This window comes from Xanthomonas sp. CFBP 8151, from assembly GCF_011761885.1.
GTDB lineage: Bacteria > Pseudomonadota > Gammaproteobacteria > Xanthomonadales > Xanthomonadaceae > Xanthomonas > Xanthomonas arboricola_B.
The window spans coordinates 586,223-609,968 of the sequence record NZ_JAASQZ010000002.1 but is presented as its reverse complement, the minus strand read 5'-3'; the positions used below and the strand labels follow the sequence as shown (position 1 = coordinate 609,968).

At 66.7% G+C, this 23,746-nt stretch carries 16 protein-coding genes and 1 other RNA gene; 13 read left to right on the top strand and 4 right to left on the bottom strand.

The window, feature by feature from the left end; translation table 11 throughout:
• Window positions 1-7 precede the first annotated feature (7 nt).
• Window positions 8-1,096 carry an HlyD family secretion protein gene (locus tag FHT08_RS10550; RefSeq protein ID WP_166775052.1) on the bottom strand — a complete coding sequence of 363 codons (1,089 nt, stop codon included), beginning with the start codon at window positions 1,094-1,096 and terminating at the stop codon, window positions 8-10.
• Window positions 1,093-2,742 carry an MFS transporter gene (locus FHT08_RS10545; RefSeq protein ID WP_166775051.1) on the bottom strand — a complete coding sequence of 550 codons (1,650 nt, stop codon included), beginning with the start codon at window positions 2,740-2,742 and terminating at the stop codon, window positions 1,093-1,095. The genes FHT08_RS10550 and FHT08_RS10545 overlap by 4 nt, the downstream gene beginning before the upstream one ends.
• A gap of 87 nt (window positions 2,743-2,829) precedes the next feature.
• Here FHT08_RS10545 and ubiE point away from each other — a divergent pair, with 87 nt between their 5' ends.
• From ubiE to FHT08_RS10490, 11 genes are all read left to right on the top strand, one after another.
• Window positions 2,830-3,591 carry a bifunctional demethylmenaquinone methyltransferase/2-methoxy-6-polyprenyl-1,4-benzoquinol methylase UbiE gene (gene ubiE / locus FHT08_RS10540; protein WP_016903622.1) on the top strand — a complete coding sequence of 254 codons (762 nt, stop codon included), beginning with the start codon at window positions 2,830-2,832 and terminating at the stop codon, window positions 3,589-3,591.
• A gap of 216 nt (window positions 3,592-3,807) precedes the next feature.
• Window positions 3,808-4,698: a GGDEF domain-containing protein gene (locus FHT08_RS10535; RefSeq protein ID WP_024940237.1), complete on the top strand. Its 891-nt coding sequence runs from the start codon at window positions 3,808-3,810 to the stop codon at window positions 4,696-4,698.
• Window positions 4,699-4,935: 237 nt separating this feature from the next.
• Window positions 4,936-6,891, top strand: a complete 1,956-nt coding sequence (locus FHT08_RS10530) for a M1 family metallopeptidase (protein ID WP_208409025.1) — start codon at window positions 4,936-4,938, stop codon at window positions 6,889-6,891.
• Between the two features lie 263 nt (window positions 6,892-7,154).
• A complete protein-coding gene (locus FHT08_RS10525; protein WP_104538597.1) occupies window positions 7,155-7,874 on the top strand; it encodes a hypothetical protein in 720 nt (239 codons plus the stop codon).
• A gap of 143 nt (window positions 7,875-8,017) precedes the next feature.
• Entirely contained in the window at window positions 8,018-8,641 is a 624-nt protein-coding gene (locus FHT08_RS10520; RefSeq protein WP_104538596.1) for an HAD family hydrolase, read from the top strand.
• 631 nt (window positions 8,642-9,272) lie between these two features.
• Complete coding sequence (locus FHT08_RS10515) at window positions 9,273-11,288, top strand: methanol/ethanol family PQQ-dependent dehydrogenase (RefSeq protein ID WP_343204143.1); 2,016 nt, start codon at window positions 9,273-9,275, stop codon at window positions 11,286-11,288.
• Complete coding sequence (locus FHT08_RS10510; RefSeq protein WP_104538595.1) at window positions 11,285-13,048, top strand: quinoprotein dehydrogenase-associated putative ABC transporter substrate-binding protein; 1,764 nt, start codon at window positions 11,285-11,287, stop codon at window positions 13,046-13,048. The genes FHT08_RS10515 and FHT08_RS10510 overlap by 4 nt, the downstream gene beginning before the upstream one ends.
• 25 nt (window positions 13,049-13,073) lie before the next feature.
• Entirely contained in the window at window positions 13,074-13,724 is a 651-nt protein-coding gene (locus tag FHT08_RS10505) for a c-type cytochrome (RefSeq protein ID WP_166775048.1), read from the top strand.
• Window positions 13,721-14,782 carry a beta-propeller fold lactonase family protein gene (locus FHT08_RS10500; protein WP_104538594.1) on the top strand — a complete coding sequence of 354 codons (1,062 nt, stop codon included), beginning with the start codon at window positions 13,721-13,723 and terminating at the stop codon, window positions 14,780-14,782. The genes FHT08_RS10505 and FHT08_RS10500 overlap by 4 nt, the downstream gene beginning before the upstream one ends.
• 35 nt (window positions 14,783-14,817) lie before the next feature.
• On the top strand, window positions 14,818-15,924 hold the full coding sequence (locus tag FHT08_RS10495) for an S-(hydroxymethyl)glutathione dehydrogenase/class III alcohol dehydrogenase (protein ID WP_104538593.1): 1,107 nt from the start codon (window positions 14,818-14,820) through the stop codon (window positions 15,922-15,924).
• A gap of 10 nt (window positions 15,925-15,934) precedes the next feature.
• Window positions 15,935-18,319, top strand: a complete 2,385-nt coding sequence (locus tag FHT08_RS10490) for a TonB-dependent receptor (protein ID WP_166775047.1) — start codon at window positions 15,935-15,937, stop codon at window positions 18,317-18,319.
• Window positions 18,320-18,973: 654 nt separating this feature from the next.
• On the opposite strand, the gene FHT08_RS10485 is transcribed toward FHT08_RS10490, so the two are convergent.
• Together FHT08_RS10485 and FHT08_RS10480 are read right to left on the bottom strand one after the other, a co-directional pair.
• The gene (locus FHT08_RS10485) at window positions 18,974-20,947 is read right to left on the bottom strand and encodes a sigma-54-dependent Fis family transcriptional regulator (protein WP_166775046.1); all 1,974 of its coding nucleotides are present in this window, start codon (window positions 20,945-20,947) and stop codon (window positions 18,974-18,976) included.
• A gap of 249 nt (window positions 20,948-21,196) precedes the next feature.
• Complete coding sequence (locus FHT08_RS10480) at window positions 21,197-22,129, bottom strand: carbohydrate kinase family protein (RefSeq protein WP_104538591.1); 933 nt, start codon at window positions 22,127-22,129, stop codon at window positions 21,197-21,199.
• A gap of 287 nt (window positions 22,130-22,416) precedes the next feature.
• On the opposite strand from FHT08_RS10480, the gene FHT08_RS10475 reads away from it, so the two are divergent.
• The gene (locus FHT08_RS10475) at window positions 22,417-23,463 is read left to right on the top strand and encodes a rod shape-determining protein (RefSeq protein ID WP_006452025.1); all 1,047 of its coding nucleotides are present in this window, start codon (window positions 22,417-22,419) and stop codon (window positions 23,461-23,463) included.
• A 160-nt stretch (window positions 23,464-23,623) separates the two neighbouring features.
• A non-coding RNA gene (locus tag FHT08_RS10470) (sX9 sRNA) lies at window positions 23,624-23,699 on the top strand.
• The last annotated feature ends 47 nt before the right edge of the window (window positions 23,700-23,746 follow it).

Sequence of the window (23,746 nt, the reverse complement as noted above, 5' to 3'; positions counted from 1 at the left end):
CGTCGCGTCAGTCGACCGCGCTGTCGGTGTCGATCGCCACCACCACCGACATGCCCGGGCGCAGTCGCGGAGCCAGCGCCTGGCCGGGATCGACGCTGATGCGCAGCGGAATGCGCTGGGCGATCTTGACGAAGTTGCCGGTGGCGTTGTCGGCCGGCAATACGCTGAATTCCGAGCCGGCGGCCGGGGAAATTTCCTGCACACGTCCGTGCAGGCGCGCGTTGTCCAGCGCATCCACGGTGAAGCTGGCGCGCTGCCCGATGCGGATCTTGGCCAGCTGGGTTTCCTTGAAATTGGCCACAATCCACAGCGTGTCCGGCACCAGCGACATCAGCTGCGTGCCATTGGTGACGTAGGCGCCCTGGCGCACGCCCAGCTGGCCGAGCTGGCCATCGCGCGGGGCCAAGATGCGCGTGTTGTCCAGATTGATCTGCGCCAGTTGTACGGCCGCCTGCGCGTTGGCCACCGCCGCTTCCAGGGCGGCGCGGTTGACGGTGACGCTGCGTGCATTCTCTTCGGCGGCCTGCACGGCGGCGCGCGCCTGTGCCACGCCGGCATCGGCCTGCGCACGTGCGGCGAAGGCGGTGTCGCGATCCTGTTCGGATACCAGTTTCTGGTCGGCCAGCTGCTGCGTGCGCGCATACGCCGAGCGGCTGCGGTCGCGCTGAGCCTGATTGCTGCTCAGTGTGGCGCGTTGTTCGGCGATGGTGGCATCGGCGCTATGCCGCTGCTGGTCCCAGTTGGACAGGTTGGCCTGCGCGGTCTGCAGCTGCGCCCTGGCCTGTTCGAGCTGCTGGGCATAGATGCGTTCGTCGATCCTGGCCAGCAGCTGGCCCTGCTTGACGTGGGCGAAGTCCTGCACCGGCACCTCGGTGACATAGCCGCTGACCTGCGGCGCGATCACGGTGATCTGGCCATGCACCATCGCGTTTTCGGTGCGCTCGACGGCGCTGACGAACGGCGGCAACCGCCATGCATACAGCACCAGTGCGACGCCGAGCAGGGCCAGCCCGCCGAAGCCGATCACGCCACCGATGCGGCGCCGCCTGCGACGTTGCAGATCGGCAGGAGAGGTTGAAGCTGCAGGTGTATTCATGGGCGCGCGGTGGAAGCAGGAGAGGGGGACGAAGCGGGTGGGCGCAGATAACGCCGCCACACCAGTACCGACAGGATCCACAGCCCGGTGGCGATGGCGATGCAGCCGATCAACAGGAACACGTCGTTATAGGCGAGCACATTGGCTTCGCGCGTGGCCACGCTGCCCAGAGCGCGCACGCCCTGGGCCTGGCGCAGGGCCGGGTCGCCGATGCTGCGGCCGTACAGCGCGGCATAGGCCTGCACGCGCGCGGCCACTTGCGGGTCGGTCAATGCCAGATGTTCGACCAACTGGCTGGAATGGTACTTCTCGCGCACGACCTGCACGCTGCCGAGCAACGCGCTGCCGAGCAGGCCGCCCATGTTCTGTGCCATGCCGAACAGCACGATGAAGCTGATCAGATTGCCCGGCTGCGCGATCACCCGGCCCAGCCCGGCCACCATCGCCGGGCCGATGAAGAAGGTGCTGCCAAACGCGAGCAGGAACTGGCTGACGTACATCTGCTCCGGGCGGGTGAGGCTGGTGGCGTCGGCATCCATGAAACAGCCGATGCAGATCGCCGCCACCGCAATGATCAGATGCTCGGCCACCCGCGCCGGATTGATCAGCCACGCGCTGGCGGTCACGCCGACCACCGCGCCCAGCAACATCAGCGCGAACAGGGTCTGCAGCTGCGTGTTGGCCAGCCCCAGGGTCTGGAAGAAGCCGATCGCGCCGGTGCTCTGCTCGGACAGCACCAGCCGGATCAGCAGGATCGCCAGGCCCAGCCGCAGCATGTCGCCGCTGGCCAGCCAGCGCGTGTTGATCATCGGGTTGCGGCGGTTGTGCTCGATCCACGCCGCCGTGCACAGCAGCACGATGGAGGCCGCCAGCACCACGCCCAGCCACGGCGTGCTGGTCCACCACAGCAGCCGCCCCAGCGACAGCACCGCCGCCAGCCCGGCCGAACCGGCCGCAAACAGGCTGAAGGTGAGGAAATCCAGCGGCTCGAACACGCGATAGCGGTCGCTGGGCGGCAGCTTGAGCGCCAGCACGCAGGCCAGCGCGAACACCGCCAGGCCCAGTTCGAACAGGTACAGACCCTGCCACTGCGCAAATTCCAGCAGGTCGGTGGAGAACACCCGCGCCAATGGCAGTGCCAGCTGGGTCACCCCCAGCCCGGTCACCACCGCCTTGAGCCGGTACCTGGCCGGAAACGCCTGGATCACGTAATACAGCCCCAGCGAGCTGAGCGCGGCGCCCACCAATCCATGCGCGGCACGCACGGTGATCGCCGAGCTCAGGCTGTGCACGAACAGATGCGCGAAGGCGATGACCGCATACAGGGCCAGGAAGATCTCGGTGAAGCGCCGCAGCCCGAACTGCTGGCGGAACTTCACCAGCAGCAGGTTGGCCGACATGTTGGTCATCACATAGGCGGCCGGCAGCCAGGCCATTTCGGTGGCGTAGGCGCCCAGCGTGCCCTGCAGATAGGTCAGGTTGGCGGTGACCAGCGCGTTGCTCAGCCCGCCGGTCAGCGCCACCACCACGCCCACCAGCCCGTACTGGATGCGGCGCCGGGTGGAGTGCAGGGGGGTGGAGGCCGACCCGGGCAGGGTGGGCTTCTCGTGGGGCTGCCAGTCGCGCTGGACGTACTTGTCGTGCACGCAAGGCTCGCAGGGCCGGTCGCAGGGAAGGCGGCGATTGTGGTCCGGTTGCGGTCATGGCGGCGTCAGCAGTGCGATAATCCGCCCATGAGCGAATCTCCCTATACCTCCGGTACCACCCATTTCGGCTTCCGCGACGTCGCTGCCAAGGACAAGCAGAAACTGGTCGGCGAAGTGTTCACCTCGGTCGCGCGCAACTACGACCTGATGAACGATCTGATGAGTCTGGGCGTGCACCGCGCATGGAAACGCTACTTCGTGGCGACCGCGCAGGTGAAGCCGGGCGACCGCGTGCTGGACCTGGCCGGCGGCACCGGCGACATCGCCGTGCTGCTCAAGGAGCGCGTCGGCAACGAAGGCGCGGTGGTGTTGGGCGACATCAACGCCGGCATGCTGTCGGTGGGCCGCGACCGGCTGACCAACCGCGGCCTGGTGGCCGGCTTCGATTACGTGCAATGCAATGCCGAGGCGCTGCCGTTCCCGGATCAGAGTTTCGATCTGGTGACCATTTCCTTCGGCCTGCGCAATGTCACCGACAAGGATGCCGCGCTGCGCGAGATGTATCGCGTGTTGAAGGTGGGCGGGCAGGCGCGCGTGCTGGAATTTTCCGAAGTCACCGCCGACTGGTTCAAGCCGATCTACGACTTCCACTCGTTCAAGATCCTGCCCAGGCTGGGCCAGCTGTTCGCACGCGATGCCGACAGCTATCAGTATCTGGCAGAAAGCATCCGCAAGCATCCGCCGCAGGAATCGCTCAAGGGCATGATGGGCGAGGCCGGATTCGCGCGTTGCCACTACAAGAACCTGACCGGCGGCATCGTGGCGATCCACTCCGGCTATAAGATCTGACCCGGATCCGACGCAGCGTGATCTGAGCGTCCCCTCCGGCGCGCAGCATGCGCCGGACATCGCGCGTCGGCATTGCACGAGCACGCCATGCTCGTGTCCGCTTGCCGCACGATTGCACTGTGCGCAGGTGCGTTTGCCGACAAACTTTTGAGACTCCCGTCGCGTTGGCTCCACTGACGGTCGGCGACACTAGGCGCTCTTTTGCCGGAGACGTGGATGCGCTTGTACGCAGGGTTGTCGCGCGTGTTTCCCCGCTCCTTCAGCGCCAAGCTGCTGGCGGTGACCTTTGTCGGCATCCACCTCCCGTTGCTGTTGTTGATCGCCTGGCTGGCCGCGCAAAGCGAGTTGAGCGGGCGCCCGCTGTGGTCGGTGGTGATCGTGGCGCTGCTGGCCACGCTGGCTGGCACCGCGGCGACCCTGTCGGCCCTGTATCGCCTGCTCGCACCGCTGCGCATTGCCGCCGACGCGCTGGATGCGTATTACGCCGATCAACGTCTGCCCAGCCTGCCCGAACATGGCGACGACGAGCTGGGGCGGTTGCTGCGTGGCATCAATCGCAGCCTGCGCGGCATCGATGCCGGCATGCGCGATCTGAAGAAGCACGCCTTGTTCGACCCGCTGACCGAGGCCTTGAATCGGCGCGGCTGCGAACAGGCGATGCGAGATTCTGTCACCGCCGCGCAGCGCGAAGGCTGGCCGTTCGTGCTGTTCGTGCTGGACATGGACAACCTCAAGCCGATCAACGACCGCTTCGGCCATCTGGCCGGCGATCGCGTGCTGGTAAGGCTGGTGGAATCTGCCTACGGCTGGCTGGGCGCGCAGGACTGGATCGGGCGCTGGGGCGGCGACGAGTTCCTGATCGGCGTGCATGCCAGCGAGGACGACGCCACGCTCAAGCTCAATCAATGGCTGTCGATGCTCGAACGCGAGGATGCCGACGAGGCGCCGCTGCATGTGAGCGCCGGCAGCGCGGTGTGCGAGCGTGGCCTGGATGCCACCGAGCTGTATCGCCGCGCCGATGCGGCGATGTATCGCGCCAAGTTCTCCGGTGGCCGGCGTCTGGTACGCGACGGGCATGACAGCCCGCGCAGCCATCCGGTGGTCTAGGCGATCCGGCAATCGCCTGGCGGCCGGGCCGCAGGCGGGTGCACGCTAGGCACGGGTAGCCTGAGTTACGCCATTAACGCGGTTGCTGCGTAAGGTTCGCGCCGACGCGGCCAGCGACATGCACGGTGTCTCCAGCCGGCGCGGGTTGAGCGGCCGGCACGTGCTCGCCATCGGCCGCACGGGCAGGCAACGGCCCGGGGCGTTAAAATGCCCAATTCCCTAGCTGCGGTGCCGTCGATGCGCTTCCCGTTCCTGTCGCTGTCCCTGGCCGTGTCCATTGCGCTGGCCGGCTGTTCCAACGAGTCCACGCCGCCGGCCGCCAGCACCGCCGCGCCGGCCACCACTGCCAAGGCCCCCGTGAAAGCAGACGCCCGCAACCACGACGAAAGCTCCTACGCCCAGCCGCAGCTGGTGGTGATCAAGGATCTGGCGCTGGACCTGAAGCTGGATTTCGACGCCAAGCAGATCGGCGGCACCGCCACCTACACGCTGGAATGGAAGGACAAGGCCGCCAAGCAGCTGGTGCTGGACACGCGCGAGCTGAGCATTGCGCAGGTGCAGGCCGACGACGGCAAGGGCACGCTGGCGCCGCTGCAGTTCTCGCTGGCGCCGGCCGACAAGACCTTCGGCAGCAAGCTCACCATCGAGGCGCCGAATCAGCCGGCCAAGGTCGTGATCACCTATCACACCGCGCCGACCGCCTCCGGCCTGCAGTGGCTGGAGCCGTCGATGACCGAGGGCAAGCAGTTGCCTTTCATGTTCAGCCAGTCGCAGGCGATCCATGCGCGCAGCTGGGTGCCGTTGCAGGACACCCCGAGCGTACGCTTCACCTATAGCGCGCACGTGACCTCGCGCCCGGACGTGATGGTGCTGATGAGCGCCGACAACGACCCCAAGGCCGCGCGCGACGGCGATTACAGCTTCAAGATGCCCGAGCCGATTCCCTCCTATCTGCTGGCGATCGCCGCCGGCGATGTGGTGTTCAAGCCGATTTCCGCGCGCTCGGGCGTGTGGGCCGAGCCGGCCATGGCCGACAAGGCCGCCAAGGAATTCGAAGACACCGAAAAGATGATCGGTGCGGCCGAAAAACTCTATGGCCCGTATCGCTGGGGCCGTTACGACATGCTGGTGCTGCCGCCGTCGTTCCCGTTCGGCGGCATGGAGAATCCGCGCCTGACCTTCGCCACGCCCACCGTGATCGTCGGCGACAAGTCGCTGGTCTCGCTGGTCGCGCACGAACTGGCGCATAGCTGGTCCGGCAACCTGGTGACCAATGCCAGCTGGAAGGACATCTGGCTCAACGAAGGCTTCACCACCTACGTGCAGGCCCGCATCACCGAGGCGCTGTACGGCGTGGAGATGGCCGAGATGGAGCGCGAGATCGACCAGGGCGACCTGCTGGCCGAAGTGAAGGACATGGCGCCGGCCGACCAGGCGCTGGCGCTGCCGCCGCTGGCCGAGCGCGACCCCGACGAAGCCCTGAGCCAGGTGGCCTACGTCAAGGGCGCGTGGTTCCTGCAGTTCCTGGAGCAGCGCTTCGGCCGCGAGGTGTTCGACCCGTTCCTGCGCGGCTGGTTCGACGATCATGCGTTCCAGAGCGCCACCACCGACCAGTTCGTCGATTACCTCAACAAGAACCTGCTGGACAAGCATCCCAACACGGTCAGCACGGCCGAGGTGGATGCGTGGTTGAAGCAGCCGGGCATCCCGGCCTTCGCCGCCAAGGCACGCTCGCGCAGCTTCTCGATCGTGGACACCGCACGCATCGCCTGGAGCGGCAGCGGCACGCTGCCGAGCAAGCAGGTCACCGGCGAATGGGGCACGCAGGAATGGGTGCACTTCCTCAGCGGCATGGGCGCCACGCTCAAGCCCGAGCAGCTCAAGCAGCTGGATGAGACCTACCACTTCACCGGCACCCCGAACGGCGAAATCGCCATGCGCTGGTATCCGCTGGCGATCCGCAGCGGCTACACCGATGCGCGCCCCGCTGCAGGCGAGTTCATCGAACGCGTCGGCCGCCGCAAGCTGGTGCTGCCGATCTACGCCGAATTGTTGAAGACGCCGGACGGCATCGCCTTCGCCGAGCAGGCCTTCGAAAAGGCCAAGCCCAGCTACCACCCGATCACCACCGCATCGGTGGCCGAGATGATCGCCAAGGCCAAGGCTGCACCGCCGGCGCAGCCGCAGCCGTAATGGCAGGGCAGGGCGTTGTAGACGCCCTCCCGCCGCTTTCATTGCTGCATCGTGCAGGTGGCACCGTGCCTGCAATCGCGCCGTTTCTATGGCACCGCGCCCTGCAATCGCCGTTGTAGGAGCGCACCCGGGCGCGACGTGGCGTTACCGGGAATGCTCCATCGCGCCCGGGTGCGCTCCTACGCTGTGCGGTCGTCTGATCGTGGCTGTCGCGGGCAGGCTGGTATCGTTGCCGCTGCCTTTTATGCCTTCCGGAGTCGACAATGAAGTATCTGCTGAGCGCGGCCCTGTGCGTGGCTGCAGTGAGTGGCTGTACCGACCGCGAGGCGCAGCGCCAGGCGCAGGCAAGCGCGCAGGCGCAAGCCAAGCAACAACAGGCCGACGCACTCGCCAAGCAATACGACGCGGCGGTGAAGGCCGGTAACTGGGACATGGCACGCGCGCATGGCGCCGCACTGCTGGAAGGCTACGCCGGTACCGCGGCGGCCACACGCATCGAACCCGGCTATGCCGACATCAAGGCCAAGGGCGACCAGGCGCGCGAACTGCGCCGCATGCAGGCGTTGTGGCAGTACTCGCAAGTGCCGGCCAAGGGCGGCACGCAGCGCTCGGCGATGATCGATGCCACCAGCCGCGTGGATGTCGACGGCAGCGGCCCCAAACCGGTGAGCCTGGTGTTCCGCGATCACCCGCAGTGGAAGCGCCACAGCTATCTCGTGCTCAAGGCTGGCGACTTCAACTGCTATGGCGGCTGCAAGGTGCAGGTCTCGGCCGATGGCGGGGCACCACGCCCGATGGCCGCGCACCGCCCCGACACCGATGAAGCGATCGCGATGTTCATCGACGACGACAAGGCGCTGTGGAAGCTGGTGCGCAATGCCAAGCGCATCAGCATCGCATTCCCGGTGAAAGCCGGCGGCACGCGCACGGCAGAGTTCGAAGTGGGCGGCCTGGATACCACCCAGATGCCGGGCTGGAAGTAGGCGCACCACCACTGCAGGTCACCAGCTGCGCAGCCGGTGCACGGCATCGGCATGGGGGGCTGGCGCATTCGGGTGAGTGCGCGCGGTGTGTTCCCCTCACGGCTTGCGGTGCTGCGTCAACCATCTCTGGAGTCTTCCCACGTATGGACGCCATGACTATCACTCCGATCTCTCCCGCGTTGTCCAGCTACTCCCATTGGGTGTTCGACATGGACGGTACGCTGACCGAAGCCGTGCACGATTTCGCGTTGATCCGACGCGCGTTGGACATCCCGCCCGAGGCGGACATCCTGCACCACCTGGCATCGCTGCCGGCCGAGCAGGCCGCCGCCAAACACGACTGGTTGCTTGAGCACGAGCGTGAACTCGCACAGGCCGCACAGGCCGCACCCGGTGCAGTGGCCTTGGTGCATGCATTGCAGGCGGCCGGATGCCGGCTCGGCGTGCTGACCCGCAATGCGCGCGCATTGGCGCAGGTGACACTGCAGGCGATCGGCCTCGGCGATGCATTCGCCTGGGACGACATCGTCGGCCGCGATGAAGCCGCCCCCAAACCCGCACCCGACGGCCTGCAGTATTTCGCACGACGTTGGGCGGTGGACGTCGCAGCATTGGTCATGGTCGGCGATCACCACAACGACCTTGCCTGCGGTCGTGCAGCCGGGGCCTGCACCGTGCTGGTCAACACACCCGGCGATCCGTGGCCGGGCCTAGCCGACTGGCGGTTGCAGGATTGCACGCAGTTGCTGGCGCAGTGGAACCGCTAGGGTGAGGTTCGGCGGGTAGGCCAGGCGTGCGGAAGGGTGGCCTGCGATGCGTGGCTGGCCGCATGTCGTTGGATGACGTCGACGATCAGGACACCGTTATCGCCTTGGAAGTGACATGCGCTCGAAGGGGCGTGGACGCTGCTGAATCTTGCAACGTGTCATCAGCAAGCCAGACATCGCACACCTGGCCTATGCCGTACCCTCATCCGCCCTTCGGGCACCTTCTCCCGATGGGAGACGCCAAGGCCGCGGCGGCACCTCGTTCGATTATGTCGTGCGGTCTTTGGATGTGCGGCATTGATTTGCGCGGGCCAGAGACAACCATGTCGCCTCGCGCGAGCTGAGTTCACAGCACTAACCGGCAGGCAGTCCCACACCCGCTGCACCATCCATGTCACAGCACGCCCGGCGCAAACTGTGTCAGAACCGGGACAGTGCACCTGGCGCAAGCGACTGCCACCACGGCAAACCCCCGCTGCCCCGACATGGTGCATCGCACCAGCACGCTGGCATGGCGTTTGCTCTTTCCCTCTCGACGTTTCCGACGTCCGCGGTGCAACTGGCGGGTGCAACGCCTGCGCCGCGGGATGCTTCAAACGACTGGTTGTTCAATCCAGAGGGGTAGACGCATATGCACCAATCTTCCTGTCGCAGCCTGCGCAGCAGTGTGCTGCTCATGCTTGCGCTGAGCGCCGCGCTGGCCGGGTGTAAAAGAGACGCCGCCACCGAGACCGCTGCGCCGGCACCGGCCGCCGCTCCCGCCGCTGCGCCGGCTGCCGCCGCCGTGGTCGACACCGATAGCGAGTTCACCACCAATGCCAGCAACCCGGACAACTGGGGCGGCATCGGGCGCGACTTCGCGCTCACCCGGCACAGCCCGCTGGCCGAGATCAATCGCGACAACGTCAAGAATCTGAAGATGTCGTGGGAAATGAAGACCGATGCCACGCGCGGCCACGAGGGCCAGCCGCTGGTGATCGGCAGCGTCATGTACATGGTCAGCGCGTATCCGAACAACGTGTTCGCCATCGACCTGGCGGCGCAGGACGACGGCGGCAAGGTGTTGTGGAAGTACACCCCGCAGCAGGACGAACGCTCGGTGGCGGTGGCGTGCTGCGATACGGTCAACCGCGGCGCCTCGTATGCCGACGGCAAGCTGGTGTTCGGCAGCCTGAGCGGCGATGTGATCGCACTCGATGCCAAGACCGGCAAGGAAGTGTGGAAGCAGAAACTCGCGCACCCGGACAAGGGCGAAACCATCACCATGGCGCCGATCATCGCCGACCGCAAGGTGGTAGCCGGCATCAGCGGCAACGAGTTCGGCGTGCTTGGTCGTGTCGCTGCCTACAACCTTGCCGATGGCAAGCAGTCCTGGTCCTGCGATGCGGCCGGTACTGACAAATCGATCTGCCTGGGTGCGGATTTCAACAAGGCCAATCCGCAGCATGGGCAGCTCGGCGATCTGGGCGTCAAGACCTTTCCCAACGACGAATGGAAGCGTGGCGGCGGTGCGGCATGGGGCTGGTACAGCTACGACCCGAAGTTGAAGCTGCTGTATTACGGCACCGGCAATCCCGGCCTGTGGAGCCCGTCGTATCGGTGCGGCAAGACCTCGCATGAGGAATGCAACAACGGCGAGCATGACAACAAGTGGTCGATGACCTTGTTCGCGCGCAAGATCGATACCGGCGAGGCGGTGTGGGGTTATCAGAAAACCCCATTCGACCAATGGGATTACGACGGCATCAACGAGCCGATCCTGGTCGATCTGAGCATCGACGGCAAGCAGGTTCCATCGGTGGTGCAGTTCGATCGCAACGGCTTTGCCTACGTGCTCGATCGTCGCGACGGCACCTTGCTGCGCGCGCACAAGTTCGTGCCGGCCAACTGGGCCGAACGCATCGATATGAAGACCGGCCGCCCGGTCAAGGTGGCCGCGCATTCGCCGCTTGAACGCGGCAAGAAGGTGCAGGCCTTCCCCTCGGCGATGGGCGGCAAGGACCAGCAGCCGTGCTCGGTGGATCCGGCCAATGCGGCGGTGTTCTTCTGCGGCACCAACAACTGGCATATGGAGCTGGAACCGCAGGAACGCGGCAACACCATGATGGGCCTGCCGTACGTGTTCGCCAACGTGATGATGAAGCCGAACGAGCCGGGTGCGTTGGGCATCGTCAAGGCCTTCGACGTGGTGGAAGGCAAGTCCAAGTGGGAGATCAAGGAGAAGTTTCCGGTGTGGAGCGGCACCCTGGTCACCGACGGCGGGCTGGTGTTCTACGGCACGCTGGATGGCTGGTTCCGTGCGGTGGACAAGGACACCGGCAAGAAGCTGTGGGAGATGAAACTGCCCTCCGGCATCATCGGCAACCCGATCGCCTACAAGGCCAATGGGCACCAGTACGTGGCGGTGTTCTCGGGCATCGGTGGCTGGATCGGTCTGCCGGTGGCCGCAGGTCTGGATCCGTCCGATCCGTATGGCGCCCTGGGGGCCGCAGGGCTGGCGTTCGGCGCCGGCTTCGACAAGATTCCGCTCGGCGGCATGGTGCATAGCTTCCGTATCGATGGTGCCGGCAAGACCGTGACCGCCAGTGCCGCCGCCACGGCGGCCGCAGGCGGCACCGCCAATGCCGCAGCGAAGACTGCACGATGAGTTCCACGCAAGGCGTTGGACGCGCACACCGGCAGTTCGCTGCCGGTGCGCGTGGCATGTACCGGCAGCTGTGTCGGCTGCTGGCGCTTTGCAGCCTCGGACTCGTCGCCGCAGGCTGCACCCGTGGGCCGTCCTCACCGACGGCTCGCGCTTCTCATTCCGATGCGGCACCGAGGGCGGCGGCCGCATCCACTGCGGTGCCGGCCGCGGCAAATGCCCCACCGCCGGCGCCCGATCCGCACGTCCTGCGGGTCTGCGCCGACCCGGGCAACATGCCGTTGTCCAACAAGGCCGGCGACGGTTTTCAGAACAAGATCGCGCAGGTCGTGGCCGACGCCATGGGCCGGCGCCTGGAATACGAGTGGCGCACCTATTACCAGCGCGGGTTGGCACGCAGCACCATCACTGCAGGCCGCTGCGATGTGCTGATGGACCTCAACAGCGATTTCGAGCAGGGCCTGACCACGCGCCCGCTGTATCGCTCGGCTTACGTGCTGGTGACGCGCAAAGGGGTGGATCTGGTGCCGACGTCGCTGGACGACCCGGCGCTGAAAAAACTGCGGCTGGGCGTGTTCCAGAGCTCGCCCGCACGCCAGGCCCTGTACGAGCACGGCATCAGCGGCGAGGTGCAGTACCTGTTCTACGACTCGGCCACGGCGCCGGGGGAACATCCCGGCAAGCTGGTCGAACGGGTCGCCGCCAATGAACTGGATGCGGCCGAATCCTGGGGCCCGGTGGCCGGTTACTACGCGCAACGCAGCGGCCTGGGCGTGGTGCCGCTCAATACCATCGACGATGCGGTGCTGGAGTATTCGATGGCGTGGGCGGTGTCGCGCAAGAACGCACAGCTGCGCGATGCCTTGAACACCGCGATGCAACAGAGCGCGGCAAGGATCGCCGAGATCCTGCGCAGCTATCACGTGCCGCTGGTGCGCTGTGGCGATTGCGTGGTGGCCGGCGATCTGGCCGCGCACGGGCCGTATGCGACGCCGACGCCGGTGTCCACGGCGCCAAGCCCGGCTGCGTCCTCGCAGGAGCTGGCGCAGTTGCAACTGCGCATCGCCGACGGTGCCGACACGAACCAGGAACTGGCGCATGCGCTGGACGCCGGCGATGGCGTGCGCGTGGCGTGGTTGTTGCGGCATGGCGCCGATGCCAATCGTCCCAACCTGCTCGGCGAGCCGCCGTTGCATCAGGCGATCCGCAACCAGGAGCCGGATCTGGTCGGTTTGCTTCTCGATGCCGGCGCACGCCTGGATGCGCGCGATGCCGGCGGCTGGACCGCGTTGATGAAGGCGGCCTGGGCCAACGATGCCGACAGCGTGGCCAGGTTGCTCGGCAGGCGTGCGCCGGTGGACACCGTTTCCAGCGATGGCTGGAGCGCGCTGGACCTGGCGGTGTCCTACGCCGATGTCGGCGTGGTGCAGGCATTGCTCAAGGCCGGTGCGAATGTGCGGCGTGCCAATCCCAGCGGCTTCACGCCGGCGATGTTCGCGGTGGCGCGCGATGACCCGGCAATTCTCGATGCGGTTCTGGCAGGCGGCGCCGAGGTTGGCCACGCCAACCAGGCTGGCGTCACCGCATTGATGCTGGCCGCAGAGTCCGGGCGCGATGCGGTGGCCAAGCGCTTGCTGGCGGCCGGCGCGGATCCTGCCGCACGCAATCGCGACGGCAAGACGGCCGCCGCGTTGGCACAGGCGCGCGGCGATACCGCGCTGGCCGCGCTGCTCACCGAGGCGAAGCAGCCGGCCCGGCAATGACTGTGTCACCCGCCGCGTGCGCGGAGTGCGCGGTGCTCCCTCCGATCAGAAAGGTTCATTCATGCGCAAGTCCACAGTGGGTTGTTTCGATCGTTGCATGCGCGCACCGCTGTGCGCGGTGCTGCTCAGTGTCGTGCTGGCCGCCTGCGGCAAGGACGCACCGCCGCCCGCGCCCGAGGCGGCCGCTCCGCCGGCTGCCAGTCCGCCTGCGCCGGCCACCGGCACCACCGCGCCTGCGCCAGCAGCGGCGGCCGTCGGGGCGCCCGGCCCGGCCGCCGGGCCTGCGCCGGATCCGGCCACGCCGCCCGCAGCGCCTGCCACCGTGGTGCCGATCCCGAAGGGGCCGGAGGTCAAGGTCACTCCCGAACTGATCGCCGAGGGCAAGAAGATCTATTTCTCGGCCGGCTGCAATGCCTGCCATGGCGGCACCGGTGGTGGCGGCATGTGCCCGCCGTTGATCAACGACATCTGGGTGTATGGCAGCGACGACGACACCTTGCGTACGCTGATCAGCGAGGGCACCGCCGCGATGATCACCCACGGCAAGACCCGGATCGGGCATGAAAAGGTGGTCGGGCAGATGCCGCCGTTCGCACCGGTGCTCAAGCCGGGCGATACCGAAAAACTGCTCGCCTTCATCCATTCGATCAACAAGACCGCGGGCAAGGTGCAATGAGGCCAGCGCCAATCGGTTGGCAGTGCCTGCTTGCGGCCACCACGCTGGGCGCGCTGCTGGCCTTGGCCGGTTGCCGGCGCGATGCGGAACCGCCGGCGTCCAACGCTGCGCCGGCGACAGCGACGCCTGCAACGCCCGCCGCAGCACCGGTGCCCTCGACACCGCCGGTGTTTGCCTATGTGCCCAATCAACGCAGCGGCACGGTGTCGGTGATCGACACGCACACCGATACGGTGGTGCGTACGCTCAGTGCGCAGGGACAGTTGGGCAAGCGCTTGCAGCAGGTATTGCCCGGCCCACACGGGCATCTGTACCTGATCGATGCCGAGCATCACCGTCTGATCGAACTGGATACCGAAAAGGACGCGGTGCTGCGCAGCGTGGAGATCGGCGAGAACGCCGAAGGCATTGCGCAGTCGCCGGACGGCAAGCAGTTTGCGGTGTGCGTGGAAGGGCAGAACCAGGTGATGTTGATCGATGCGGCGCAGTTCAGCGTGCAGCAGGTGATCGCCACGCGCGGGCAGGCGCCGGAGCACTGTGCCTACACGCCGGACGGGCGCTGGCTGCTCACCAGCAACGAGGGCTCCAACGACATGGACATGATCGAGCTGGCCACCGGTCGCTCGCGTGGCGTGGTCGCCACCAGCGGCCATCCGCGCGGCATGGCGTTCGCGCCGGACGGGCACAGCGTCTACATCGCGCAGGAGACCGCCAACGTGGTGGACGTGATCGACCTGCAGACGCGCCAACGCCGCGCCAGCCTGCCGGCCGGCGTGCGTACGGCGGGCGTGGCGTTGTCGGCCGACGGCACGCGGCTGTATGCGTCCAACGGCGGTGCCGGCACGCTCAGCGTGATCGATACCCAGAGCGCACGCAGTCTTGCCGAGATCGCGGTGGGGCTGCGGCCGTGGAATCCGGCGCTGACCCCGGCCGGCGACAAGCTGTATGTCGCCAACGGGCGCTCGAACACGGTGAGCGTGATCGATACCGTCGCGTTGCGCGAGATCAAACAGATCCCCGTCGGCGAATTGCCGTGGGGCGTGGTCATCGCGCGCTGAGCGGCGGCCATGCCGCAGCGCGCCAGGGAGGCCGGATGAAGACACGCGCTGCGGTGGCATGGGGTCCGCACCAGCCGCTGACTATCGAAGAGGTGGATCTGCAGCCGCCGCGGCCCGGCGAGGTGCTGGTGCGCCTGGTCGCCACCGGGATCTGCCATGGCGATGCGCATGCGTTGACACACGGGCAGGCGGCCAGCTTTCCGGTGATCCTGGGGCAGGAGGGCGCCGGCATCGTCGAAGCGGTCGGCATCGGCGTCACCAGCGTGCAGCCCGGCGATCACGTCATTCCGCTGTACATGCCCGAATGCGGGGTGTGCAAGTTCTGCCGCTCCGGTCGCACCAACCTGTGCCAGGCGATCCGCAGCAGCCAGGAGCGCGGGCTGATGCCCGACGGCAGCAGCCGGTTCTCGTTGCACGGGCGGCCGATCCTGCACCACATGGGCACCAGCACGTTCTCCGAATACACCGTGGTGCCGGAGATCGCGGTTGCGCGGATCCATCCGGAGGCACCGCTGGACCGGGTCTGTCTGCTCGGTTGCACGGTCACCACCGGCATCGGTGCGGTACTCAACAGCACGCATGTGCGGCCCGGCGACTGCGTGGCGGTGTTCGGGCTGGGCGGCATCGGCTTGTCGGTGGTGCAGGGCGCGGTGCTGGCACAGGCCGGGCGCATCATCGCGGTGGATATCGACCCGGCCAAGTTCGCGCTTGCGCGTGCCTTGGGCGCCACCGATTGCCTGGATCCGCGCGACTACGGTGCGCCGATCCAGCAGGTGATCGTGGACCTCACCGACGGCGGCGCCGACCACAGCTTCGCATGCGTGGGCGATGTCGGCGCAATGCGCGCGGCGCTGGAGTGCTGCCACAAGGGCTGGGGCGAGAGCGTCATCCTCGGCGTGGCCGACGACGCCCAGGAAATCAGTACGCGCCCGTTTCAACTGGTGACCGGACGGGTGTGGCGCGGCAGCGCGTTCGGCGGAGTGAAAGGGCGCAGCGAGTTGCCCGGCTATGTCGCGCGCTATCTGCACGGCGACATCCAGCTGGCCCCGTTGATCACCCGCACCCTGGCGCTGGACGACATCAATCAGGCGCTGGCGGACTTGCGTGCGGCGCGCGGCATCAAATCGATCGTGCTCTATTGAGGAGACGCAGATGGCAGCAGGCACACGCAGCACGGCAAGGTTGCACCATCACGCACTGGCAGGCGCCTGCGCCAGCGCCTTGCTTGCGAGCAGCGCGCTGGCAATGGCGGCCGAGGCGCCGCAAGTGACCTGGCTGGACCGCATCGAGGTCACCGCCACGCCGATTCCCGGCACCACCATCGATGCGGCGCAACTGCCGTACATGGTGCAATCGGCCACCAACAGCGCGTTGTCGCGCGCGCGCAGCAACAACCTCGGCGATCTGCTGCAGCGGCGCTTCGTCGGCGTGGATGGCAACGATGTGCAGGGTAGCGCGTTCCAGAACGATCTCACCTTCCACGGGTTTCGCGCCTCCGCCTTGCCCGGCGCCTCGCAAGGCGTGTCGGTGTATCTGGATGGCGTGCGGTTCAACGAACCGTTCGCCGACATTGTCAGCTGGGACATGCTGCCCGAGTCGGCAATCAACGCAGTCACCCTGATGCCCGGCTCCAATCCGTTGTTCGGGCCGAACACGCTCGGTGGCGCGGTGGTGCTGTCCACCGCATCGGGCCTCACCTCACCGGGGTTGCAGGGCGAGCTGAGCATCGGCAGCGGTGCGCGCAAGCGACTGGATGCCAGTTACGGGCTCGCCAGCCAGGACGGCTGGCATGGCTTCGTCGCGGTCACCGGTTTCGACGAGAACGGCTGGCGCGATGCCTCCGAGGGCCGCCTGGGAACCGTGTTCGGCAAGGTCGGCAAGCAGGGCGAGCAGACCGACTGGAGCCTGTCGCTGCTGCACGGGCGCAGCCGCCTGATCGGCAATGGCCTGCTGCCGGATACGCGCTACACCGACGATGGCCCCGAGCCCGGCCTGTATCGCGCCGACCGCCGCGCGGTGTACACCTCGCCCGATCTCACCCGCAATCGCAATACGCTGTTCACCGCGCAACTGGACCATCGTTTCACTGCGGACACCGCATTGCATGCACTGGCCTACGCGCGCGTGGGCCGCCGCGACACCGTCAACGGCGATATCGGCGAGGACTACGAGGAATTCGTCGAAGAATGCGCCTCCGGTTACGCCGCCGGCGGCAGCGCGCTGGATGCCGATTGCGATGTCGCACGCGCCGATGCCGATGCCTTGCCCACCGGCGCGCTCAACACCACCCAGATGCGCCAGCAGGCGCAAGGCCTGGCAGTCAACCTGAGCAGCCAGTGGGGTGCGCATGCGCTCAGCACCGGCGTCACCTTCGATCGTGGCCATGTGCGGTATCGGCAATTCGCGCGCGATGGCTGGGTGCAGGAAGACCGCTCGGTCGCCGCCGATCCGGATGCCGGGCGCGCGTTCTTTTCCGGCGTGCGCGGCAGCACCAAGACGCTGGGCGTGTTCGTCGCCGACACCTGGGCGCTGGACGATGCCACCCATCTCAGCGCCGCAGTGCGCTGGAATCGCGTGGTGGTGGATAACATCCTTTCCACTGCCGACGACGGCGACCGCCCCCGCGAGCGCTTCGTCTACGCCAAGGCCAATCCGTCCCTGGGCCTGACCCATCGGCTCGATGCGGGGCTGACGCTGTACGGCTCGGTCGCGCAAAACAGCCGTGCACCGACCGCGATCGAACTGGGCTGCGCCGATCCCACCCAGCCGTGTCGGTTGCCGACCGGCCTGCAGGCCGACCCGCGCCTGGAGCAGATCGTCTCGCGCACGTACGAGCTCGGCGCGCGCTGGGCGCCGTCGGCCGACAGCAACGCCAGCCTGTCGGTGTACCGCGCCGACAATCGCGACGACATTTTGTTCCTGCGCGCACCGGACACGCAGCTGGGTTACTTCGACAATGTCGGCCGCACCCGCTACCAGGGCGCGGATCTGGCGCTGCGCCTGCGCAGCGGCGACTGGCAATGGTCGGCCGGCTACAGCTTTCTGGATGCGACCTACCGCAGCGATGGCGAGCTGCTGTCCGGCGAACGCGTGATCGCGTTGCGGCCAGGCCTGCGCATCGCCGCGTTGCCTCGCCACAACCTCAAGCTCGGCGTGGAATGGCAGCGCGATGCGCTGACCCTGGGCGCCGGGGTGCGTGCGGTGGCCGGGCGCGTGGCCAGCGGCAACGAGGATGGCCAGGTCGACAACGCCGAAGACGGCGAGCCCGCACCCGAGCGCATCGACATAGGCACCGCCGGCTACGCGCTGGTGGATCTGCAGGCGCGTTGGCAACTGGGCGCGCGGCTGTCGCTGTTCGCCCGCGTCGACAACGTCTTCAACCGCCGCTACGCAACCTACGCGGCCGTGGCCGAAGATGTGTTCCCCGATGGCGAACTCGCGCGCCCGCAGGAGGCCCCTGTGGAAACCGGCCCGGCAAGGTTCCTCGCGCCGGGCGTGCCGCGGCAGTATCTGATCGGGGTGCGTTGGGCGTTGTGAGTCTGGGGCGGTGATTCGGGATTGGGGATTAGGGATTCGTAGGTGCAGGCTCCAGTTGCTCGCAGCGCCATCTGCATGGTGCCGAGCTGCGCTGGTGGAGGGCGCGGTGCCCTCACCGCTCGCGGGACACGCCGTAAACCCGTCCCTGGGGGCTCGGTGGCGGCATCCATGCCGCCACACGGTCCCGCAAGCGGTGAGGCCACCGCACCTGAGAGTGAATCGGTGGTCGCGTGAAAAGCTGCTTGTTGCTGGGGTTGAATCGAGAAGTTGATCGGAAGCGATGCAATCCGAGCAACACACCGCATGCTCTGCTCGCAACCCCGCGTACCGACCATCTTCGATGGTCCTTGCCCGCCCACCGTCGCGGGACCTTACGCGGCATGGATGCCGCGTAAGAGCCTACAGGGACGTACTTGCGGCGTGTCCCGCGACGGTGGGCGGGCAAGGGCCCTGCAGCCAAGCTTGCAGCCAAGCCCCAAAGTATCCGCTCCACAATCGCGGCATCAACAAGTGGTGCATGCCACATCAAGCAACAGCGGCACCCGTCTGATGGTCAAGAAGTGCTCTCGATAAATCGCTCTAAATATCAGCGCCAAGAACCTGCATTGGCTCTGACGAATCCCCAATTCCGAATTCCAAATCCCCGCCCCTCAATCACCCGGTATCCAGGCCATGCTTGCGTAGCTTGCGATACAGCGTATTGCGGCTGATGCCCAGGGCATCGGCGGTGCGGCTGACATTCCAGCGGTGGCGCTCGAGCTGCTGCTGCAACACCAGACGTTCGGCCTGGTCGAGTGCGACGCGGCCGGGCATGTCGTCGGCGGCCACCGCGCGGCCATCGACCAGGCACGGTGCGCTGCCGGCATCGACGATTTCCTGCGGCAGGTTGGGCAGGCGGATCACCCCGTCGCTGCACAAGACTGCCGCCGTGCGCAGCACGTTGCGCAACTGGCGCAGGTTGCCCGGCCATGCGTAGCTCAGCAGTTTGTGCATCGCTTCTTCGCTGATGCGCACGCTGTGCTCGCTGTTTTCCTCGCGCAGCAGGGTGCCGATCAGCTCGGCCTTGTCGCTGCGCTCGCGCAGCGGTGGCAGGTGCAGCACCACGCCATTGAGCCGGTAATACAAATCCTCGCGAAACTCGCCGGCCGCCACCCGCTGCGCCAGATCGCGATGGCTGGCGCTGATCACGTGCAGCTCCAGAGGTACCGCGCGTTCGCTGCCCAGCGGAGTGACGCATTGTTCTTCCAGCACGCGCAGCAGGCGGCTCTGCAAGGGTAGCGGCATGTCGCCGATTTCATCCAGAAACAGCGTGCCGCCGCTGGCCTGCAGCAATTTGCCGTGGCGCCCCTCGCGCGCGGCATCGGTGAAGGCACCGCGTGCATACCCGAACAATTCGCTCTCGATCAATGCCTCGGGAATCGCCGCGCAGTTGATCGCCACGAAGGCGCTGCCGGACCACGGCGAGCCACGGTGCACCGCCTTGGCAAATTCCTCCTTGCCGGTGCCGGTATCGCCGCGCAGCAGAATCGACACGCGATGCGCGGCCAGTTTCAATGCATTGGCCAGGTTGTGGCGCATGCGCGAATCCGAGCCGACATGCTCACCGGGGTGCAGGTCGGTATCCGGCGCCAGCTGCGCCGGCCCGCCCACCGCCGGCAGTGCAGCGCGCGCGCGCGGCGGGCGTACCAGTGCATAGAAACGCCGCCCGTGGCAGGCGCAGCGGATCGACCACAAGGTGCCGGCATCGCTGCCTGCGCGGTGCTCGAGGGTGTCGAAGTCCAGTTGCATCACCTGGGCGATATTGCGGCCCACCAGCTGGCTGCGATCGATCTTGCCCAGTTGCTCCAGCACCGCCTCGTTGACTGCCAGCACGCGGCCGTCGGTGTCGATCGCGATCAGTGCCTCGTGCAGCAGGCCGGCAAACTCGGGCCGGCTATGGAAGCGCAGGATGAAGGCATGGCCGAACTGGTTGAGGAAATGCGAACGCGAGATCTGCGCCGCCGACATGCTCACCAGGGCCACGGTGTGACGCTGGATCTGCTTGCCGTCCTGCGCATTGGGGGTGGACGCATCCAGCACCGCCAGCAGGCCGCCATGCGGGTCCAGGATGGGCGCGCCGCTGCACGATAGCGGCAGATGGCGGGTCAGATAATGTTCGCCGCGGTGCACGCTCACTGCGGTGCGCTCGGCCGCGCAGGTGCCCAGGCCGTTGGTGCCCTGATGACACTCGGCCCAGCTGGCGCCGCAAAACAGGCCGGCCTGGCGGAACTCGCGCAGCAGGGTCGGGTCATGCACGCTGTGCAGCACGGTCGCTTCGGCATCGGCAAAGATCACGGCGTAGCCGCTGCCGGCGATCTGCTCGTAGAGGTTTTCCATCTCCACCTTGGCAATGCGCAGCACATCGCCCAGACTTTGCTGGCGCTCGCGCACGTGCAGCGCATCGTGCACCAGCGGCTCGGGAGCTGCCTCTGGCAACAACGCATAGTCGTCCAGGCAGCGCCGCCACGAGCGCGACAGTGGGGCGGCAAGCGGCGCGATGTCGCGCAGCCGACGGATCTGCCGGAGCGCATCCGGTTCGATCTCCGGCAGGGCGATGGACGTGGCGGCGACAACGCTTGGCTCGGACATGGGCCAGCGTTCCTCAGTGGGCGCGAAGCGTCAGTAGAGGCACAGATCGGGCTGATGCTCAAACTGCATTGCAGCAAAGTGCGGTGCGCACGAGTCCCTCTCCTGCGGGAGAGGGGTTTGGGGTGAGGGTACGGTGCGGAGCGTCGTGCTGTTCACACTGCACGAGGCTTCGCCCGTCCCCTCATCCGCCCCTGCGGGGCACCTTCTCCCGAGGAGAGAAGGGCAAGCGCTGATCAGCGGCGGTACGCGTCAGAGCGCATAGCCGAACTGCTGCTTGAACTGGTCGTTGAACTCGGCAAAGTCGAACCGCTGGTTCTGCGTGCCCGGGTGCTCCACCTTCAGCGCGCCCATCAGGTTGCCCATCCGCCCGATCGTCAGCCAGTCGTAACCGCCCTGGATGCCGTAGATCAGGCCGGCGCGGAAGGCGTCGCCGCAGCCGGTGGGGTCGACCACGCGGCGCTCGTGCGCCGGCGGGATGTCGTAGGTCTTTTCCGGCGTATGCACCAGCGCGCCCTTCGGGCCCTGCGTGGTGATGTAGGCCTGCACGCGCGAGACGATGTCCTTCTCGTTCCAGCCGGTGCGTTCCTGCAGCAGGTTGGACTCGTAATCGTTGACCACCACATAGTCCGCCTGCTCGATGAACTGGCGCAGTTCCGGGCCGTTGAACAACGGCATCGCCTGGCCGGGATCGAAGATGAAGGGGATGCCGGCGGCAGCGAACTCTTCCGCATTCTGGATCATGCCCTCGCGCCCGTCCGGGCCGACCAGGCCCAGGGTCACGCCCGGCACATCCTTCACGTGGTTTTCGTAGCTGCGCATCATCGCGCCCGGATGGAACGCGGTGATCTGGTTGTTGTCGTGGTCGGTGGTGATGAAGGCCTGCGGGGTGAACAGGTCATCGATGATCTTCACCCGCGACAGGTCGATCCCCAGCGTTTCGAAGTGTTCGCGATACGGGCCGAAATCCTGGCCCACGGTGCCCATCGGGATCGGCGCGCCGCCGAGCAGATGCAGATTGTAGGCGATGTTACCGGCGCAGCCGCCGAACTCGCGGCGCATGCGCGGGACCAGGAACGACACATTCAGGATGTGCACCTTGTCCGGCAGGATGTGGTTCTTGAACTGGTCCGGAAACACCATGATGGTGTCGTAGGCGAGGGAACCACAGATCAGTGCGGACATCGAGTCAGGCCTTTGCGTTGGGAAATACCCGCCAGTTGCCGGGCATGGCAGCGGGACGGCGCGAGCGCCGCGGCGCAAAGGGTAACGGCTGCGACCGATCAGGGCCACAACCGCATGCCATGCCCGGCGTGACCAGCACATGAAAACGACGCCGCAACGGCCGATTTTTCCTTGCCCGCATCGGGGGGGATTGCTAGGCTAGTGGACTTCGTTTTCTGCCCGCGTATCGACCAGTTGTTTCTGCATTGGCGACGGGGCAAGCGACTCTTTCAGGAACGGCTCCCTCGATGTTCAAGAAACTCCGCGGCATGTTCTCCAACGACCTGTCCATCGACCTGGGCACGGCCAATACGCTGATCTACGTACGCGGGCAGGGCATCGTACTGAACGAACCGTCGGTGGTGGCGGTGCGTCAGGACCGCGCAATCGGCGGTACCCGTTCGGTCGCGGCAGTGGGCGCAGAGGCCAAGCAGATGCTCGGCCGCACCCCGGGCCACATCACCACGATCCGCCCGATGAAGGATGGCGTCATCGCCGACTTCACCTACACCGAGGCAATGCTGAAGCACTTCATCAAGAAGGTGCACAAGTCGCGCTTCCTGCGCCCGAGCCCGCGCGTGCTGGTGTGCGTGCCGGCCGGTTCCACCCAGGTCGAGCGCCGCGCCATCAAGGAATCGGCGGAAGAAGCCGGTGCGCGCGATGTGTATCTGATCGAAGAGCCCATGGCCGCCGCGATCGGTGCCGGCATGCCGGTGACCGAGGCGCGCGGTTCGATGGTCATCGACATCGGCGGCGGCACCACCGAGGTGGCGGTCATCTCGCTCAACGGCATCGTCTACTCGCAGTCGGTGCGTGTGGGCGGCGACCGCTTCGACGAGTCGATCACCAATTACGTGCGTCGCAACCACGGCATGCTGATCGGCGAAGCCACTGCCGAGCGCATCAAGCTGCAGATCGGCTGTGCCTACCCGCAGGACGAGGTGCAGGAGATGGAAATCTCCGGCCGCAATCTTGCCGAAGGCGTGCCCAAGATGATCAAGATCAACTCCAACGAAGTGCTCGAGGCATTGCACGAGCCGCTGTCGGGCATCATCTCCGCGGTCAAGCTGGCGCTGGAGCAGACCCCGCCGGAACTGTGTGCCGACGTGGCCGAGCGCGGCATCGTGCTCACCGGCGGCGGCGCACTGCTGCGCGACCTGGACCGCCTGATCTCCGAAGAAACCGGCCTGCACGTGCAGGTGGCCGACGACCCGCTGACCTGCGTGGCCCGCGGCGGCGGTCGTGCGCTGGAGCTGGTGGACATGCACGGCAACGAGTTCTTCGCGCCGGAGTGATGGGGACGGGAATCGGGAATCGGGATTGGGGAATCGTAAAAACATGCCCTGCCTGCGGCCCGTTGCGGTTACTACGCGGTCCCGCCGATTTGAGTTCCAGAGCAGCCATCAAAACTACTGCACAGCCGCCAGGCGGGCGTGGCCTGTGCTCGGAATCCTCATGCACCCTCCGTACACTCCGGTTCCTGCGCGCCGCCCGCACCCACCTGACCATTGCTCGCTACGTTTTGTTAGTCGCTTCTAGCCTCAGCCGCACCAAGGGCATCACAGCGCGCTCCGATTC